Source organism: Mesorhizobium sp. Cs1321R2N1 (assembly GCF_037179725.1).
Taxonomy (GTDB): Bacteria; Pseudomonadota; Alphaproteobacteria; order Rhizobiales; family Rhizobiaceae; genus Mesorhizobium; species Mesorhizobium salmacidum.
In genome coordinates this window covers 23,782-39,734 of sequence record NZ_JAPYKP010000006.1, presented here as the reverse complement: position 1 = coordinate 39,734, position 15,953 = coordinate 23,782, and the positions used below count along the sequence as shown (strand labels likewise).

Annotated in this window: 16 protein-coding genes and 1 tRNA gene; 10 read left to right on the top strand and 7 right to left on the bottom strand. The window is 62.3% G+C overall.

The window, feature by feature from the left end; genetic code table 11:
* Positions 1-69 precede the first annotated feature (69 nt).
* Positions 70-1,842, top strand: a complete 1,773-nt coding sequence (locus tag O7A61_RS03160; protein WP_337128302.1) for a glucan ABC transporter ATP-binding protein/ permease — start codon at positions 70-72, stop codon at positions 1,840-1,842.
* Between the two features lie 217 nt (positions 1,843-2,059).
* Entirely contained in the window at positions 2,060-2,821 is a 762-nt protein-coding gene (locus O7A61_RS03155) for a heme ABC transporter permease (RefSeq protein WP_027143103.1), read from the top strand.
* Positions 2,822-2,825: 4 nt separating this feature from the next.
* Here O7A61_RS03155 and O7A61_RS03150 read toward each other — a convergent pair whose 3' ends face one another.
* Positions 2,826-3,884 (bottom strand): D-TA family PLP-dependent enzyme, encoded by a 1,059-nt coding sequence (locus tag O7A61_RS03150; protein ID WP_337128301.1) that lies wholly within the window; start codon positions 3,882-3,884, stop codon positions 2,826-2,828.
* Between the two features lie 186 nt (positions 3,885-4,070).
* Here O7A61_RS03150 and O7A61_RS03145 point away from each other — a divergent pair, with 186 nt between their 5' ends.
* Positions 4,071-4,757 carry a D-lyxose/D-mannose family sugar isomerase gene (locus O7A61_RS03145; RefSeq protein WP_337128300.1) on the top strand — a complete coding sequence of 229 codons (687 nt, stop codon included), beginning with the start codon at positions 4,071-4,073 and terminating at the stop codon, positions 4,755-4,757.
* A gap of 70 nt (positions 4,758-4,827) precedes the next feature.
* Positions 4,828-5,220 carry a hypothetical protein gene (locus tag O7A61_RS03140; protein ID WP_337128299.1) on the top strand — a complete coding sequence of 131 codons (393 nt, stop codon included), beginning with the start codon at positions 4,828-4,830 and terminating at the stop codon, positions 5,218-5,220.
* 39 nt (positions 5,221-5,259) lie between these two features.
* Here O7A61_RS03140 and O7A61_RS03135 read toward each other — a convergent pair whose 3' ends face one another.
* Together O7A61_RS03135 and O7A61_RS03130 are read right to left on the bottom strand one after the other, a co-directional pair.
* Positions 5,260-5,889 carry a hypothetical protein gene (locus O7A61_RS03135; RefSeq protein ID WP_337128298.1) on the bottom strand — a complete coding sequence of 210 codons (630 nt, stop codon included), beginning with the start codon at positions 5,887-5,889 and terminating at the stop codon, positions 5,260-5,262.
* A gap of 71 nt (positions 5,890-5,960) precedes the next feature.
* Complete coding sequence (locus O7A61_RS03130) at positions 5,961-6,149, bottom strand: hypothetical protein (protein ID WP_337107503.1); 189 nt, start codon at positions 6,147-6,149, stop codon at positions 5,961-5,963.
* Positions 6,150-6,388: 239 nt separating this feature from the next.
* On the opposite strand from O7A61_RS03130, the gene O7A61_RS03125 reads away from it, so the two are divergent.
* Entirely contained in the window at positions 6,389-7,762 is a 1,374-nt protein-coding gene (locus O7A61_RS03125) for a calcium-binding protein (protein WP_337128297.1), read from the top strand.
* A 400-nt stretch (positions 7,763-8,162) separates the two neighbouring features.
* On the opposite strand, the gene O7A61_RS03120 is transcribed toward O7A61_RS03125, so the two are convergent.
* The 3 genes from O7A61_RS03120 to O7A61_RS03110 all read right to left on the bottom strand — a co-directional run bounded on the left by O7A61_RS03120 (position 8,163) and on the right by O7A61_RS03110 (position 9,331).
* A tRNA-Gln gene (locus O7A61_RS03120) sits at positions 8,163-8,236 on the bottom strand.
* A gap of 10 nt (positions 8,237-8,246) precedes the next feature.
* Positions 8,247-8,384 (bottom strand): hypothetical protein, encoded by a 138-nt coding sequence (locus O7A61_RS03115; RefSeq protein ID WP_337128296.1) that lies wholly within the window; start codon positions 8,382-8,384, stop codon positions 8,247-8,249.
* A 14-nt stretch (positions 8,385-8,398) separates the two neighbouring features.
* Positions 8,399-9,331, bottom strand: a complete 933-nt coding sequence (locus tag O7A61_RS03110) for a lysylphosphatidylglycerol synthase domain-containing protein (protein WP_337128295.1) — start codon at positions 9,329-9,331, stop codon at positions 8,399-8,401.
* 357 nt (positions 9,332-9,688) lie between these two features.
* Between O7A61_RS03110 and O7A61_RS03105 the strand changes: the two genes are divergently transcribed.
* Both O7A61_RS03105 and O7A61_RS03100 read left to right on the top strand, forming a co-directional pair.
* Entirely contained in the window at positions 9,689-11,110 is a 1,422-nt protein-coding gene (locus tag O7A61_RS03105; RefSeq protein WP_442921036.1) for a Ppx/GppA phosphatase family protein, read from the top strand.
* 25 nt (positions 11,111-11,135) lie between these two features.
* Entirely contained in the window at positions 11,136-11,849 is a 714-nt protein-coding gene (locus O7A61_RS03100; protein ID WP_337107507.1) for an RlmE family RNA methyltransferase, read from the top strand.
* A 38-nt stretch (positions 11,850-11,887) separates the two neighbouring features.
* Here the strand turns inward: O7A61_RS03100 and O7A61_RS03095 are convergent, their stop codons facing one another.
* Positions 11,888-13,309, bottom strand: coding sequence for an MFS transporter (locus O7A61_RS03095; RefSeq protein ID WP_337128294.1), 1,422 nt, complete (start codon positions 13,307-13,309; stop codon positions 11,888-11,890).
* Positions 13,310-13,520: 211 nt separating this feature from the next.
* Here O7A61_RS03095 and O7A61_RS03090 point away from each other — a divergent pair, with 211 nt between their 5' ends.
* The 3 genes from O7A61_RS03090 (at position 13,521) to guaB (ending at position 15,938) form a co-directional block, all read left to right on the top strand.
* Complete coding sequence (locus O7A61_RS03090) at positions 13,521-13,760, top strand: type II toxin-antitoxin system Phd/YefM family antitoxin (RefSeq protein ID WP_337128293.1); 240 nt, start codon at positions 13,521-13,523, stop codon at positions 13,758-13,760.
* Positions 13,757-14,206 carry a PIN domain-containing protein gene (locus O7A61_RS03085; RefSeq protein WP_337128292.1) on the top strand — a complete coding sequence of 150 codons (450 nt, stop codon included), beginning with the start codon at positions 13,757-13,759 and terminating at the stop codon, positions 14,204-14,206. Before O7A61_RS03090 ends, O7A61_RS03085 begins: the two co-directional genes overlap by 4 nt.
* A 229-nt stretch (positions 14,207-14,435) precedes the next feature.
* Entirely contained in the window at positions 14,436-15,938 is a 1,503-nt protein-coding gene (gene guaB / locus O7A61_RS03080) for an IMP dehydrogenase (RefSeq protein ID WP_140507237.1), read from the top strand.
* Positions 15,939-15,953 lie beyond the last annotated feature (15 nt).

Genomic DNA, 15,953 nt, shown 5'->3' with positions numbered 1-15,953 from the left:
GGTGTTACGAAATGGTGCAGTGCACAATATTGGTATTGGGCACAATAGAAAGTTGGCGGAGTAGCTAAAGTGTCACTTCTGCAGATCTATTGGAGAGCGCTGGGATATCTGGCTGCCGACAAGAAGCGCGTCGCGCTGATCTGTGCGGCCAACGTCGCGCTTGCAGCCATCGCGATCCTTGAGCCGATCCTTTTAGGCCGGGTGATCGGCGCTATTTCCGAAAAAGGTCCGGTGTTTTCGACGCTCGCGGTCTGGGCAGCTCTCGGTCTCTTCAATGTCATGGCCTTCGTGCTGGTGGCGCGTGGCGCCGATCGCTTCGCCCATGCCCGTCGTTCGGAAGTGTTGTGCCAGTCCTTCGAGCGCGTAATCACCATGCCGCTCGCCTGGCATCACCAGCGCGGCACTTCCAATTCGCTGCACACGCTGCTGCGCGCCGTTGAAACCCTTTTCAGCTTGTGGCTCGAATTCATGCGCGTGCATCTTTCGACGGCCATCGCGCTGGTGCTGCTGGTGCCGACCGCGCTTGCGATGGACGTCCGCATGTCCATTGTGCTGCTTGGCCTTGGCGTCCTTTACGTGGGCATCGGCCGTATCGTCATGCGCCGCACCAAGGCAGGGCAGACTGCCGTCGAGCGTCACTATCATGCCGTGTTTGCCCATGTGACCGACAGCGTCAGCAATGTCGCCGTGCTGCAGAGCTACAACCGCATCGGCCATGAGACCGCGGCGTTGAAGCGTTACGTCAAGGGCCTGCTCGACGCGCAGAATCCTGTGCTCGACTGGTGGGCGATTGCCAATGCGCTGAACCGCCTGTCCTCGACCATTTCGATGATGATCGTGCTGTCGATCGGCGCGTATCTCGTCACCCGTGGCCAGCTCCGCGTCGGCGATGTCGTGGCCTTCACCGGCTTTGCCGGAATGCTGATCGCCCGTCTCGACCAGATGTCGGCCTTCACCACTCAGATTTCGGAAGCCCGCGCCAAGCTTGAGGATTTCTATAGGCTCGAAGACTCGGCCGCCGATACCGCCGAGCCCGATGGTCTGCGCGACCTTGCCAACGTCACCGGCCATGTCCGTTTCGAGGATGTCAGCTTCGAATTCGCCAATTCGGGGCAGGGCGTCAGCGATGTGTCCTTCGAGGTGCAGGCGGGCCAGACCGTCGCCATTGTCGGGCCGACGGGTGCGGGCAAGACCACGCTCATCAATTTGCTGCAGCGCGTCTTCTCGCCGTCCAGCGGCCGTATCCTGATCGACGGCATCGATACCCGCACCGTGACCCGCAAGTCGCTGCGCCATTCGATCGCCACCGTGTTCCAGGACGCCGGGCTTCTTAACCGCTCGATCGAAGACAACATCCGGGTCGGCCGTGCCGACGCGACCAACGACGAGATCCATGCCGCCGCCACCGCAGCCGCGGCGCAGGATTTCATCCTGGCCAAGAGCAACGGCTACGACACGGTGGTCGGCGAACGGGGCGGCCAGCTGTCTGGCGGCGAGCGCCAGCGCATCGCCATCGCCCGTGCCGTGCTGAAGGATGCTCCGATCCTGGTGCTCGACGAGGCGACCAGCGCACTCGACGTCGAGACCGAGGATCGCGTCAAGGAAGCGATCGACGAATTGCGCCGCGACCGCACCACCTTCATCATCGCCCACCGCCTGACCACCGTCCGCGACGCCGATCTGGTCGTGTTCATGGACAAGGGCAAGGTGGTGGAGATGGGTGGCTTCGCCGAACTGTCGCTCCGCAACGGCCGCTTCGCCAGCCTGCTGCGCGCCGGCGGCCTGCTCAATGACGAGGAAGTCCGCCGCCTGAGCCGCTCCGTACAGGGTGAGGCCGCCTGAGCGGTTTTTTCCTTCTCCCCTTGTGGGAGAAGGTGTCGCCGAAGGCGACGGATGAGGGGTGTTCCAGGGAACGCCAACGTTTCATTCCGCTCACCCTCATCCGTCTTGCCGCCGCCAGGCGATCCACCTTCCCCACAAGAGGGAAGGAAGACGCTTCTACGCCTGCGACACCACCGCTCGATTGCCCCAAACGCATCGGCGGTCTATGTAAAGTCGCATGAGTGACACCACCTCACGCCTGGGCGGCTGGGCCGATCTTGCCAATCCGACGCGGTTCGTCGGGATGGCCGACAAGCTTGTACCGTGGTTGGCGGCGCTCGCCGCGCTCGTCCTCGCCGTCGGCCTCTATATGAGCTTCACCGCGCCCGAGGATTTCCAGCAAGGCATCACCGTTCGCATCATGTACATCCATGTGCCTTTCGCCTGGCTCGCCATGATGTGCTACACGCTGATGGCGCTGTCTGCCCTCGGCACGCTGGTCTGGCGCCATCCGCTAGCCGATGTCGCGCTCAAATCAGCGGCCCCCATCGGTGCCGTCTTCACCGCGCTGGCGCTGATCACGGGCTCGATCTGGGGCAAGCCGATGTGGGGCACTTGGTGGGTCTGGGACGCAAGGCTGACCTCGGTCTTCGTGCTGTTCCTGATGTATCTCGGCATCATCGCGCTGACCCGTGCGCTGGATGATGCCAGCCGTGCCGCCTGGGCCGCCGCCATCATCACGCTGGTCGGCTTCATCAACATCCCGATCATCAAATTCTCGGTCGACTGGTGGAACACGCTGCACCAGCCGGCTTCCGTGTTCAGGCTCGGGGGTCCGACCATCGATCCCAGCCTGCTCTGGCCGCTGCTGGTGATGGCCGTCGGCTTCACCGCGCTCTTCTTCACGCTGCATCTGATGGCCATGCGCACCGAAATCCGGCGCCGCCGCGTCATTGCCATGCGGCGGGTGGCGGCGCGGCAGGCGGAGCGTCCGGCCTAGAAATTCACCCCATTAGTCCGCGTGCCGCCACCGGCAGCGTTCCCAGCACCTTCTCACCGTCGATCAGATTGACCTCGTTGAACAGGTTGGTGACGACACAGCAATGGTCCGGCACCACACGCACGCGTTCGCCAATGCGCAGCTTGCCATCGCCCGACAGCGTGACCGTACCGTGCTCCTCGCTCAGGCCCGTTACCAGCGCTCCCGGCACGCCCATCAACTCTCCGAAATCCTTTAGCCCCAGCGTGTCGCTGGACAAGGCCTTGCTGCCGGCATCGAGAATGGCGCGCGTCGCTGTTGGATGGCTGACCACGGTTGCGAGCACCGTCAGCGCGCAATCGTTTATTGTGCCGACGCCTTTGGCGACCTGGTAACGGTCGAGATAGATATAGGTGCCGGGCCGGTATTCGGTAACGACGGAGGCATCGGCGGAACGCCACATGTCAGGCGTGCCGCCGCTGGAGATGCGCTCACAGGCGAGCCCTGAAGCGGCCAGCGCCTGTTTGGCGTCGGCAAGCCAGGCTTCGGCCTCCACGGCCCGGCCGGCCGCCGGATAGGTCATCAGCCCGCCGAAGGCAAGGCCGCCTGCGTTATTGATCACCCTCGCCAGCGCAACCGCTTCATTGGCCGTCTGCACGCCGCAGCGTCCCATGCCGGTGTCGCATTCGACCAATACCGATAGCGGGTGCCCGGCATCGATGAAGGTGGCGGCGAGCCCTTCCAGCGTCTGCGCGCTGTCAGTCGTCACCGACAGCTTCACGCGACCATGCAGCGCCTTCAGCCGTTCGAGCTTGGCGCGCCCAAGGATATTGTAGGGGAGAAAGATATCCGTCAGCCCGGCATCGGCCATCACCTCGGCCTCGCCGATCTTCTGGCAAGTAATGCCGACGGCGCCAGCCGCCATCTGCTTCTTCGCCCAATAAGGCAGCTTGTGCGTCTTGATGTGCGGCCTGAGCTTCAGTCCGTTCTTGTCGGCATGGGCCTGCGCTCTGGCGATGTTGGCTTCGGCGCGTGCGACGTCGATGAGGATCGACGGCGTATCGAGATCATGGATGGTCGGCATCGGCTATCTCTGTGAAAATTCGCAGGGGTTATGAGCCTGAAAGCAAGCGATGTCACGCCGCAGGCGAACCCGATCGGTGGGCCATGGTCGGGAACGCGCAAGGCTCGAATAAGCAGAATGGATCGACACCGCACCGGCGTTCGGCTATGCGATCTATCGGAAAAACCGAGACAAGGGGTCATGATCATGAAACGCTCCGCAATCAACGATATCATCCGCGAAGCCGACGCTTTCATCCGCTCGTTCGGCTACATCATGCCGCCCTTCGCATACTGGTCGCCGGAAGAGATGAAGGCGCGCCAGGTCGATTCCTCGGCCATCTTCACCTCACGGCTCGGCTGGGACATCACCGACTACGGCCAGGGCAAGTTCGACGATCTCGGCCTGTTCCTGTTCACCGTTCGCAACGGTCGCTACGAGGACATGAAGAAGGGCATGGGCATGCTCTATGCCGAGAAGATCATGATCTCGCGCAAGGAGCAGATGTCGCCGATGCACCGCCACAACATCAAGGCCGAGGACATCATCAACCGCGGCGGCGGCAAGCTGGTGCTTGAACTGTTCATGCATGATCGCGATGGCGGTATCGACCCCAAGGCCGAGGTGTCGGTGCCGGTCGACGGAACCATCCACAGGCTGCCGGCGGGCGGGCTGTTGAAGCTCGATCCGGGCCAGAGCGTCACGCTTTTGCCCAGCGTCTGGCACGCCTTCTGGGCCGAAGGCAAGGATGTCCTGATCGGCGAGGTATCGACCGTCAATGACGATCGCACCGACAATGTCTTCCGCGAGCCGATCGGCCGTTTCGCCGATATCGAGGAAGACACGCAGCCACTGCACTTGCTGGTGGCCGACTATGACAAATGGCTGGGCTGAAGGCATCCGCCCTTAGCGCCAATTCGCCCCCCAGATTTGCGGGCCAGTAACCAAGTCCGAGGAGTAAGTCTTGAAATCAGTTCTAGTTGCCGTTGCCGCCTTGGCGGCCCTCAGCTTGCCGGCCCATGCGGCCGGCTTCGATAACATTGTCCTTTCCGGGACGAAGGACGGGGGAACGCCTCAGAGCAGCTTCCCTGTCGACACACCGGTGATTTATGTGTCGGCCGATTTGGTGGATATCGCGCCCACATCGAAAATCACATTCTCCTGGGTCTCGGTCGATTCCCACGGCGCCGCACCGGAAAACTATACTATCGACAAGGTCGACCTCGACGTCGGAGCGAACAACGAGGCTGATTCACAACTCACCAAACCTACGGCGGGATGGCCGGAGGGCACCTATCGTGTTGATTTGGCCATTGATGGAACGGTTGCGGAATCGGTGCCCTTCAGCATTCCATGATCGGAAATTAACCGCCCGGGAAGGTCGGCCGGCGCCCTGTTAGTCGCTTTCGGGTGGCGCTTCTTTTTGCCAGCCGGCTAGCTCGGGCAGGTCGTCAAGCCAACTTTTCTCGGTCATTAAGGCATCGCTGGTCTGCGGTGCCGCCACCGTGGCGTTTCGAATCAGCCAATCCATCCACTTCCGATAGGCAACCGGGTCAAGTTGGGGCGGCAGCACCTTGGCCTTGAGCAGCATCCTCTTGCGAAAACTGGTTTGCCTGCGCAGTTTGGTGGTGGTGAATTTGATTGCCTTGCCTTGGTATTCAACTATCCACCGGTCGCTCCCATGGCTGACAAGCCTGTCGACGGCGAATCCGGCATCGACCGGTCTATCGCGCCAAGGAAGCTCGATAGCGTTCTTCCTCAGATCGATAGCCCATCGCCTGTAATTGGCCCCGGTACGCTGAGCCGGCAGCACGCCGGCCTGTTCGAGCATCTTCCTTCGGAAGGTAGGCTGCTTCTTGAGCTGGCCGGTCGTCAGCTCGATTCGATGTCCACGAAATTCGACGTGCCACCGGACCCTCCCGTTGCCGACATACTTCACCAACCTGTCGATGAAGGACTCGCCATCGGCCAGCATCACGCAGCCTTGGCTGATGCTTTCGCGGATGAACTCGGTGTCAGTGACCATCAGGCGGCCTTATACGGGAATGGCAGCCCACATGCGATCGGTGAAGGGCAAGATCGCCGCGCTTCTGGCCTTTAGGTCCGGTTGGTGTGGGCGCGTTGCTCCTGTGCCTTCTTACAGATGTCATCCAATTTTTCGCGGACCCGGTCGTTATCAAACAGCAGCTTGGCGCGTGAGAATCCTCTGCTACGAAGCTCCCATTCAATGGCAAGCCATCCTTCATAGTCGCCAGACGCCGCAAGCTTCCCGGCTTCGCGCCACATATGCGCGTCACGCTCTCGGGACACACCTTTCTCCCGTGCTAATGCGCCAAGCATATAGGCATATAGGACGTCGGGCCCCGCTGAAATCGCTGCGCGACAGCTTTTTTGCGAGGGACGTCCATTATTTTTACATTTTGTGATTTGCACGATATGGTTAACGGGGCTCTGGTAGGTGCAGGCCTTTCTGGCTTCAGGCGTTTGGGCAGAAAAAAGGGCGGGGGTGTGAAAGGTGGCCGAACATGGCCAATACGAACACCATTGTCTTGAGTGACGACTACGGCTACCGCCAATACAAGGTATCCGGTCTGCCCGCCGATACCACAATCGATGCCACCAGCGCCTCGTGGATCGTTGCCAATCAGGGAAGCCCCACCAACCTCTATCCCTTCGCGGTCGTCAACCCCGGCGACAACCTCACGGCTTTGGGCGGCACGATCAACGGCACGGTCTCCCAAACCGGCGACTGGGAGAACATCTACGTCAACTCCGCCGCAGTCCGTGTGAATTCAGCCCACAGCTTTGTCATCGACGACTTTACGATCACCCAGCCCTGGGATGGCATCCGTGTCGGCGGCACTGGCACCTTCCTTATCGAGGATAGCTATGTCGGCAACTCACGAGACGACGCGGTCGAGGACGACGACGTCATCGGCGGCACCATCAAGGATTCCCTATTCGACCACGTGTTTTCCGGAGTGAGCCTTGGCGACGGTGAAGTGAATGGGTCTCACAACACGGTCGTCATGGATGGCATGCTTCTGGGCATGGGAGAGTACCTTCGCAAAGGCGTGATCACCCACGGTTCGCCATTCAAACTCGACGACGGCACAGGCGCCAACGATATCTCGCCCAGCCTGCACTTTATCGACTGCGTGGTGGCGATCACCGACGTTCACCACAACGGCCAGGGGCGGCTGCAGCACGCCTGGGACAAGACGGTCGAGTCGCACGGCAATTACTATCTCAACCTCTCCGACACGCCGCTGCCGGCGGATTATCCAAAGCCGCCCGCCGGCTGGACGATCCTTCAAGGCCAGGCGGCCCGCGACTATTGGGACCACGCCAAGGCGGCCTGGCACGCAGCCCATGACGGGACGGACCCGATACCGTCACCTCCGACCCCACCGACCGACCCGACACCGCCACCTCCGACCGACCCGACCCACGGAACGGCCGGGAACGATACATTTATCGGCACTGGCGCGGCCGATACCTTTGACGCCCAGGCTGGCAACGATACACTGCGGGGCCTGGGTGGCAACGACGTGCTGACCGGTGGCAGGGGCGAGGACACCTTCGTGTTTGACACGGCCTATGGCCCCGGCAATGTCGCCACAATCACCGACTTCGACGCGGAACATGACGCGCTATATCTCGACAGTGCCGTCTTCACCAAGCTCGGCCCCGGTTCCTTGTCCAGCCCGACACAGGTGAACTCGTCGTATTTCGAGTTGCAAGAACACGCCGCCCACAGCAACGATTACCTGCTCTACAACCGGACCACGGGCGTTCTGTCCTATGATCCCGACGGCTCGAAATCGGCCCCGCAGGTGGAAATCGCCCATCTGGAGCCCGGGGCGGCCCTGACCTATCACGACGTGTTCGTCGTTTGATCGCTTCTGCGATCGCACCGATAATGGTGTCGCCGCCATCGGCCCGGAACTGGTGATGGCACCGCTGATTGCAAGGGCCGGCGCATGTGCGTCTGTCGCGATCAACGTGGCCGACGTTTATGGGCAACGTGACGAATTATCCATGGACGACGGCGTTTGGCTCCTGGATTGGGTCGCGAAGCCAGCCGACTGTTCGTCCGGCAGCCTCCTAACGAGAAGCTCCTACATCTGGTGCTGCGAATGGAACCGAGGCGAAGTCTGTGCCGCCTTCAGGCAACTGTTTGATTGACTTGCGGAAACGGCGGCCGCAGCAGCATTAGCAAAATTAGTCAACCAGCATGTAACACTTAGCGTTTTCGAACGCGCCTTAACTGCTTGATTTTGTTGTTAAAAAGAGAAGTGGCTGGGGAACCTGGATTCGAACCAGGACTAACGGAGTCAGAGTCCGTGGGTCTACCGTTAACCTATTCCCCAGCAGGCGCGGTCATGGACCGCGCGGGCCGAACGGCTGAGCCGCTTGAGCGCTGCCTTGTAGCCGCCAGCGGAAAATAGTCAAGCCTGCTCTGCGGTTCAATCGCCAGGTTTTATCACCGGTTTCAAACGCCACCTTTTCCAGTGACATGCGAACTCCGGGGCTCAGCTCTCCTTGCGGCTGAATTGCGAGCGTTCGAAGAACAGCACGATGCCCAGGCCCAGAAACAGCGGGATGATCAGATAAAACAGCCGGAACACCAGCAGCGCCGCCAGCACGCCGACCGGGTCCATGTCGGAAAGCCCGGCCAGGAACACCACCTCGAACACGCCGAGGCCACCCGGCGCGTGCGAGATCTGGGCGACCGAGAAGGAGACGAGGAAGACGCCCAGCACGACGAAATAGCCTGGATTGTGCACTCCGGGCAAGGCGAAGAAGATGATCGCCGCGGCGGCGAGCAGTTCGATCGGGCCGATCAGCAATTGCCGTGCGACGATCGGCAGCGCCGGATAGTGCAATTGGAAGCTGCCGATCGTCAACGGGCGCAGATGCAGCCAACTGCCGAATATATAGGCTGCGATGAGGATTAGCATCGCGATGCCTGCGGCCTCCGACAGGCCGTGATGGGCGATGCCGGAGAATCGGTCGATAATCTGCGGCTCGAACACCAGCACAAGGCCCGAGGCGAGTATCGTCGACAGCACGAAGGTTATCCAGCAGACCGCCACCAGCACGCCGACTTCCTGGCCGGTCAGGCCCTTGGTGCCATATGCGCGGTAGCGGATGACGGCGCCGGAAAACACCGAGCCGCCGATATTGTGCGACAGCGCATAGGTAGTGAAGGAGCAGAGCGTGACGAACAGCCACGACACTCGTCTGCCGATATGCAGCAGCGCGATGTGATCGTAGCCGGCGAGCGCGGCATAGGCAACGACCGAACTCAAGCCTGCCAGTATCCAGTCGCGAGCCGGAATGGCCGCCAGCCCGTCCCAGACGTCATCCAGCGAGATGCCGCGCAATTGATGCCAGAGCAGCAGCAGCGAGAAGATCACCGCGCCGATGCCGACGACCGGCCAGAAATAGCGTTTCCAGTTCATTGCCCGACTGCCATGCCTTGTGTATCCGCTTCCTTTTCTGTCGAGAGGCCAACCGCCCCGCATTCCCCATTCATTTCAGAAATGCCTCATTGAAGCCGGCTATTCAACCGCGAACACTTGTCGCGCCTGATGCCGGCAAGACCTGCCTGCACTGGACGGGGCGCAAAACGCTGACAAGCGGCTAGGGCATCGGCTTCGACGGGCGCGGTCTCCGCTGGCGTCGCGTTATCAATCCAGCCTTGCGGGTACATTACGGCGGTGCAGCGAAAAAGGCGGTTCGCGCCCCGGCCGGCAAAATTCAGCATGCGGCCCTTGGTGATCGGCCACAGCACTGTTAGTCTGGCCGCAACTTGAAACATGCCAAAGCGCCTGCTGCGTCCGTCACCGGTTCGCGCGGCGCCGGAAGGAACGACAGTGGAAGACCGCGACACCGGCGCAGGCGCGCCGGAGGTGGGCGCGTCCAGCGCTTCCCCGGGATCGTCAGGCTCGGGCACAGCCGGTTGGCAGCAACGCCGCCCGACGGAGCCTCGCTCCGTGAACGGGCAGGCAGGCGACGCGACCCACAACCAGAAGGGCAAGCCCAAGAAGCGGCGCAAGCGAAGGCGTGGGCGCAAGGTTTTTGCGCGCGACGATGCGCGCCCCGGGGACAATCGATCGCCGGCACAAGGCAAGGCCGCTGTCGCGGCAGTAGAGCTGAAGCCTGTTGCCGCTGCAGCGATCTCGCCCGTCGTTCCAATGCCGCGCCTCGAACAAGGCCACCGCCGGCCGCCGGTGCACGAGCTTCCGGTCTTCGCGGCGCTGGACCTCGGCACCAACAATTGCCGGCTGCTGGTCGCCGTCCCCACGCGTCACGGCCAGTTCCGCGTCATCGATGCCTTCTCGCGCATCGTCAGGCTGGGCGAGGGGCTCACCGCCAATGGCCGGCTCGGCCAGCCGGCGATGGACCGCGCGGTTGAGGCGCTGAAGGTCTGCGGTGACAAACTGCGCGGCCGCAAGATCAGGAAGGCAAGGCTGATCGCCACCGAAGCCTGCCGCACCGCCGAAAACGGCGTCGAGTTCCTCGATCGTGTCGAACGCGAAGCCGGCCTGAAGCTCGAGATCATCGACCGCCAGACCGAAGCCCGCCTTGCGGTTTCCGGCTGCGGTTCGCTGGTCGAGCGCGACACGCAAGGCGTCGTCCTGTTCGACATCGGCGGCGGCTCCTCCGAAATAGCGCTGATCGATCTCACCGGCCGCCGTTCGCCACGCCTCGCCAATCATATCGTTTCGTGGACATCGCTGCCGGTCGGCGTCGTGTCATTGGCGGAACGCTTTGGCGGCCGCACCGTAACGCGCGAGATCTTCACCGCCATGGTCGACGACGTCGCCGGCAGGCTGGCCGCTTTCGATGGCCGCGATCGGCTGAGCCATCTCAAGGCCAGCCCGAATTTTCATCTGTTGGGCACTTCGGGGACGGTGACGACGCTGGCCGGCGTCCATCTCGACCTCGAACGCTACGACCGCCGCCGGGTCGACGGCCTGTGGATGGACCGCGACAGCGTCGACCGCATGGTGGAGAGACTGGTCGGCTGGGATTTCCAGCAGCGCTGCGCCAACCCCTGCATCGGCGCCGACCGCGCCGATCTCGTGCTCGCCGGCTGTGCTATCCTCGAGGCAATCCGCGCCGTCTGGCCCTCGGAGCGGCTGCGCGTCGCCGACCGGGGCCTGCGCGAGGGCATATTGAGCGAACTGATGGCCGATGACGGCGTCTGGCGCAACGATGGGCGTGCTAGGGCATGATCATGCTCAAACAAGAAATCAGGCAATGACCAAGAAACCGGAAAAACCAGGGTCCGCCAGCATTCGCGTGCTGAAAACGCGGATCAAGAAGAAAAGCGGCTTGAAGGAATCGTCGCGCCGCTGGCTGCAGCGCCACATCAACGATCCCTATGTCCAGCGCTCCAAAGCCGACGGTTATCGCTCGCGCGCGGCCTACAAGCTGATCGAGATCGATGACAAGCACCACCTCTTGAAGCCCGGCATGAAGGTAATCGACCTCGGTGCCGCCCCCGGCGGCTGGTGTCAGGTCGCGGCCGCGCGCACGAAATCGACGGCCGAGCATCCGCATGTCGTCGGCATCGATTATCTCGAAATGGACGCCGTGCCTGGCGCGCCGGTGCTGCTGCTGGATTTTCTCGATCCGCAGGCTCCGCAAAAACTCTCCGAAGCGCTGGGCGGGGATCCGGATGTCGTGCTGTCAGACATGGCCGCACCGACCACCGGCCACAAGCGGACCGACCATATTCGCACCATGCATCTGTGCGAGGTGGCGGCCGATTTCGCGCTGTCGGTCTTGAAGCCCGGCGGCCATTTCCTGGCCAAGACTTTTCAGGGTGGCGCCGAGAACGAGCTGCTCTCCATGCTCAAGAAGAATTTCCGCTCCGTCCACCACGTCAAGCCACCGGCATCGCGCGATGAGTCGGTGGAGCTTTATCTGTTGGCCAAGGACTTCAAGGGGCGAGAGCCGAGTAGGGAGTAACACCTTCCCTTCTCCTCTTGGGGAGGAGGGAGAGAGCCTCACTCTCCCGGCGATCTCACCTGTTCCAGTGTCTTGGGCGTTGTCAGCCGGCCATGGCCGGAGACGGCATTGCCGGCATCGGGTGCCAGCCGCATGAACGACAGCGATGCCGCCGCCGATACCGCCGCCACGATGAAGAAGGCGATATGGAAGTCGCCCAGCGTCAGCGGGCCGCCATGGATCGACGTCGAGACTTCCAGAACGCCGCCGGCGAGCGCCACGCCGAGCGCGATCGAGAGTTGCTGGAACACCGCCGTGATCGGGGTCGCCTTGCTGGTATCCTCGGCCGACACCTCGGCATAGGAGAGTGCGTTGACACCGGTGAAGAACATCGAGCGGATGAAGCCGCCGACCAGCAATATGGCCAGCATCAACGCATAGGGCGTCTCTGGGGTGAAGAGACCATAGATGGCGATCGATGCGGCGGCGACAAGCGAGCCCAGGATCAGCACGCGGCGGAAGCCGACAACGCGGAAGATCAGCGCGGTGACGAATTTCATGCCGATGGCGCCGATCGCCGAGACGAAGGTGATCATGCCGGACTGGAACGGGGTCAGCCCGAAGCCGATCTGGAACATCAGCGGCAATAGGAACGGCACCGCGCCGATGCCGATGCGGAACAGGCTGCCGCCGAGCACCGACGAGCGGAACACCTGGTTGCGGAACAACTCAAGCGCGAGCAGCGGATTCCTGGCGCGGCGCGCATGCATCAGGTAGAGCGCGCCCGACAGCAGCCCCACGGCGATCGTGATGAAGCCGGTCGCCGGCGGCAAATAAGGCAAGCTGACCACCGACAGGCCGAAGACGACGCCGGATGCGGCCAGCCCGCTCAGCACGAAGCCGACGAAATCGAGCGGCGGCGTCTCCATCGATTCAGTTTCCGGCAGGAAGCGGGTGGCCAGCCAGATGCCGATCAGGCCGATCGGCACGTTGATCAGGAAAATCCAGTGCCAGGTGAAGTAGGTGGTGATGAAGCCGCCGATCGGCGGGCCTACCAGCGGCCCGACCAGTGCGGGAACGGTCAGCCAGGACATGGCGGCGACCAGTTCGCTTTTGGGCGTGGCACGTACCAGAACCAGGCGTCCGACCGGGGTCATCATGGCGCCGCCGATGCCTTGCAGGAAGCGAGACACTACGAAGGCCGGCAGGGAACCGGAGAGGGCACAGGCGACCGAACCGGCAATGAACACCGCGATCGCGGCACGAAAGATGTTCTTGGCGCCGAAGCGATCGGCCATCCAGCCGCTGATCGGAATGAAGATCGCCAGCGACACCAGATAGGCCGTCAGCGCCAGTTTGAGTGCGATCGGGCTGGTATGGATGTCGGTCGCGATCGCCGGCAGCGACGTTGCGATGACGGTCGAATCCATGTTTTCCATGAAGAGAGCGACCGCAAGGATAAGCGGGATGGTGCGGTTCAACGAACACGTCCGAATTGGTCGAAATTGCCTGCCGGCCGGGGGCATGCCGATACAATGGGCGGTTATCATGCCTTTGGGCCGATGTCGCATTAATTTGCTGTCACTTTTGTGCGACTTCGACGCCGCGGAAGGCCTGGGCAGCGATCAGAGATAGCTTGCCAAGGAGCCAAGCTATAGCTATTCTAGTTAAAATAACTACTTTGATGCAATCATGGACGAATCCGTTTCAGCCGCCGACGCCAATCGAAAATTTTCGCTCATTCTTCGTGGTGTGCGGGAAGGGCGGAACTTTGTGGTGACCAGTCACGGGCGGCCGGTTGCGCGGATCGTGCCCGCGGACAATCGCGGTCAGGTGGCCTCGCGCTCGCGCACCGCGCTGCTGTCACGGCTTGAGCGGCAGCCTGTCGTCGACACCGAGCAATGGACCCGCGACGAGCTTTACGACCGGTGAAGGTCGCGCTCGACACCAACATCCTTGCTTATGCCGAAGGCGTGAATAACGCCGACAAGCGTGACGCTGTTCTGGAGTTGCTGCGCAACGTTCCGCAAGAGGCAGCTGTCATTCCGGTTCAAGTGCTTGGCGAACTGTTCAACGTGCTTGTTCGCAAGGCTGGACGATCTTCGCAGGAAGCCCGGGACGCACTCCTGGGCTGGCGCGACGCCTTCCCGGTCGCTGGAACGTCGCCCGAGGTCATGATGATGGCGGTCGATCTTGCGGCCGACCACCATTTCAGTATCTGGGATGCGGTCATCCTATCAGCAGCCTCCCAATCGAGTTGCCGGCTGCTCCTGTCGGAAGATCTGCAACATAGCTTCACCTGGGGTGGCGTAACCGTTGTCAATCCTTTCGCATCGCCACGTCATGAATTGCTCGATACCCTGCTGGGCGCGGACTAGGCTCCAGGAAAAGTGTGAAACGGTTTTCAATCTGGAGCTGCGTAGAAACAGGAAGTTGGATCGGTTCCGCGACCCTGTCGACACTGAACCGATCCTTAACGCCCACTCAACGATCGGCTTTTCAACGCCGCCGCGACGTGTTACCAGCCACCGCCAATCCTGAAAGGGAATAACGAGTCGGCGCTGTCCATTCCGGTCCAGCGCTTTTTCTGCATTCAAGGGACTGGCCATGGCAAAAATCATCGAAACCTCCACCGGCGCACTGGCGCTGACCTTTGACGACGTGCTCTTGCAGCCCGGTCATTCCGAGGTGATGCCCGGCCAGACCGACATCCGCACCCGCATCGCCGGCGACATTGACCTCAACGTGCCGATCCTGTCGGCGGCGATGGACACGGTCACCGAGGCAAGGCTTGCCATCGCCATGGCGCAGGCCGGCGGCATCGGCGTCATCCATCGCAATTTCTCGCCCGCCGAACAGGCCGAGCAGGTGCGGCAGGTCAAGAAATTCGAATCCGGCATGGTGGTCAACCCGGTCACGATCGGTCCCGACGCCACGCTCGCCGACGCATTGTCGCTGATGCGCACCTACTCGATTTCGGGCATTCCGGTGGTCGAGAATGGCGGCGCCGGCGGCCACAAGACTGGCCGGCTCGTCGGCATCCTGACCAACCGTGACGTGCGCTTCGCTTCCGATCCGGCGCAAAAGGTCTACGAATTGATGACCCGTGAGAACCTGATCACGGTCAAGGAGAATGTCGACCAGGACGAGGCCAAGCGGCTTCTGCACCAGCACCGCATCGAGAAGCTGGTGGTGGTCGACAAAACGGGCAATTGCGTCGGGCTGATCACCGTCAAGGACATCGAGAAGTCGCAGCTCAACCCGCATGCCACCAAGGATGCGCAGGGGCGCCTGCGCGCCGCGGCCGCCACCAGCGTCGGCGATGACGGCTTCGAACGCGCCGAGCGCCTTATCGAGGCCGGCGTAGACCTTTTGGTGATCGACACCGCGCATGGCCACTCACAGCGGGTGCTGGACGCGGTGACGCGGGCGAAGAAGCTTTCCAATTCCGTGCGCATCCTGGCCGGCAATGTCGCCACCGCGGAAGGCACGCGGGCGCTGATCGACGCCGGCGCCGACGCCGTCAAGGTCGGCATCGGTCCGGGCTCCATCTGCACCACCCGCATCGTGGCCGGGGTCGGCGTTCCCCAGCTTTCGGCCATCATGTCGGCGGTCGAGGCAGCGCATAAATCGGGCGCCTCGGTGATTGCCGACGGCGGCATCAAATATTCCGGCGATCTCGCCAAGGCACTCGCCGCCGGCGCCAGTGCCGCCATGATCGGCTCGCTGCTTGCCGGGACCGACGAAAGCCCGGGCGAGGTCTATCTGCACCAGGGCCGCTCCTTCAAGGCCTATCGCGGCATGGGCTCGGTCGGCGCCATGGCGCGGGGCTCCGCCGATCGCTACTTCCAGGCCGAGGTGCGCGACACGCTGAAATTGGTGCCGGAAGGCATTGAAGGGCAGGTTCCCTACAAAGGACCTGTGTCTGGCGTGTTGCACCAGCTTGCAGGCGGGCTGAAAGCCGCTATGGGTTATGTTGGTGGCCGCGACCTTGCCGATTTCCGCGACCGCGCCACTTTTGTGCGCATATCCAACGCTGGACTTCGTGAAAGCCACGCCCATGACGTCACGATTACCCGCGAAAGCCCCAACTATCCCGGCGGAGCCTGATTCTTCCGGGCTTTG

Bases quoted from the DNA above. Each gene is read 5' to 3' on its own strand.
- O7A61_RS03135 (WP_337128298.1), bottom strand. From the start codon at position 5,889: ATGGTCACTGACACCGAGTTCATCCGCGAAAGCATCAGCCAAGGCTGC.
- O7A61_RS03125 (WP_337128297.1), top strand. From the start codon at position 6,389: ATGGCCAATACGAACACCATTGTCTTGAGTGACGACTACGGCTACCGC.
- O7A61_RS03110 (WP_337128295.1), bottom strand. From the start codon at position 9,331: ATGAACTGGAAACGCTATTTCTGGCCGGTCGTCGGCATCGGCGCGGTG.
- O7A61_RS03090 (WP_337128293.1), top strand. From the start codon at position 13,521: ATGGACGAATCCGTTTCAGCCGCCGACGCCAATCGAAAATTTTCGCTC.
- O7A61_RS03130 (WP_337107503.1), bottom strand. From the start codon at position 6,149: ATGTGGCGCGAAGCCGGGAAGCTTGCGGCGTCTGGCGACTATGAAGGA.
- O7A61_RS03145 (WP_337128300.1), top strand. From the start codon at position 4,071: ATGAAACGCTCCGCAATCAACGATATCATCCGCGAAGCCGACGCTTTC.
- O7A61_RS03115 (WP_337128296.1), bottom strand. From the start codon at position 8,384: ATGTCACTGGAAAAGGTGGCGTTTGAAACCGGTGATAAAACCTGGCGA.
- O7A61_RS03105 (WP_442921036.1), top strand. From the start codon at position 9,689: ATGCCAAAGCGCCTGCTGCGTCCGTCACCGGTTCGCGCGGCGCCGGAA.
- O7A61_RS03150 (WP_337128301.1), bottom strand. From the start codon at position 3,884: ATGCCGACCATCCATGATCTCGATACGCCGTCGATCCTCATCGACGTC.
- guaB (WP_140507237.1), top strand. From the start codon at position 14,436: ATGGCAAAAATCATCGAAACCTCCACCGGCGCACTGGCGCTGACCTTT.
- O7A61_RS03100 (WP_337107507.1), top strand. From the start codon at position 11,136: ATGACCAAGAAACCGGAAAAACCAGGGTCCGCCAGCATTCGCGTGCTG.
- O7A61_RS03155 (WP_027143103.1), top strand. From the start codon at position 2,060: ATGAGTGACACCACCTCACGCCTGGGCGGCTGGGCCGATCTTGCCAAT.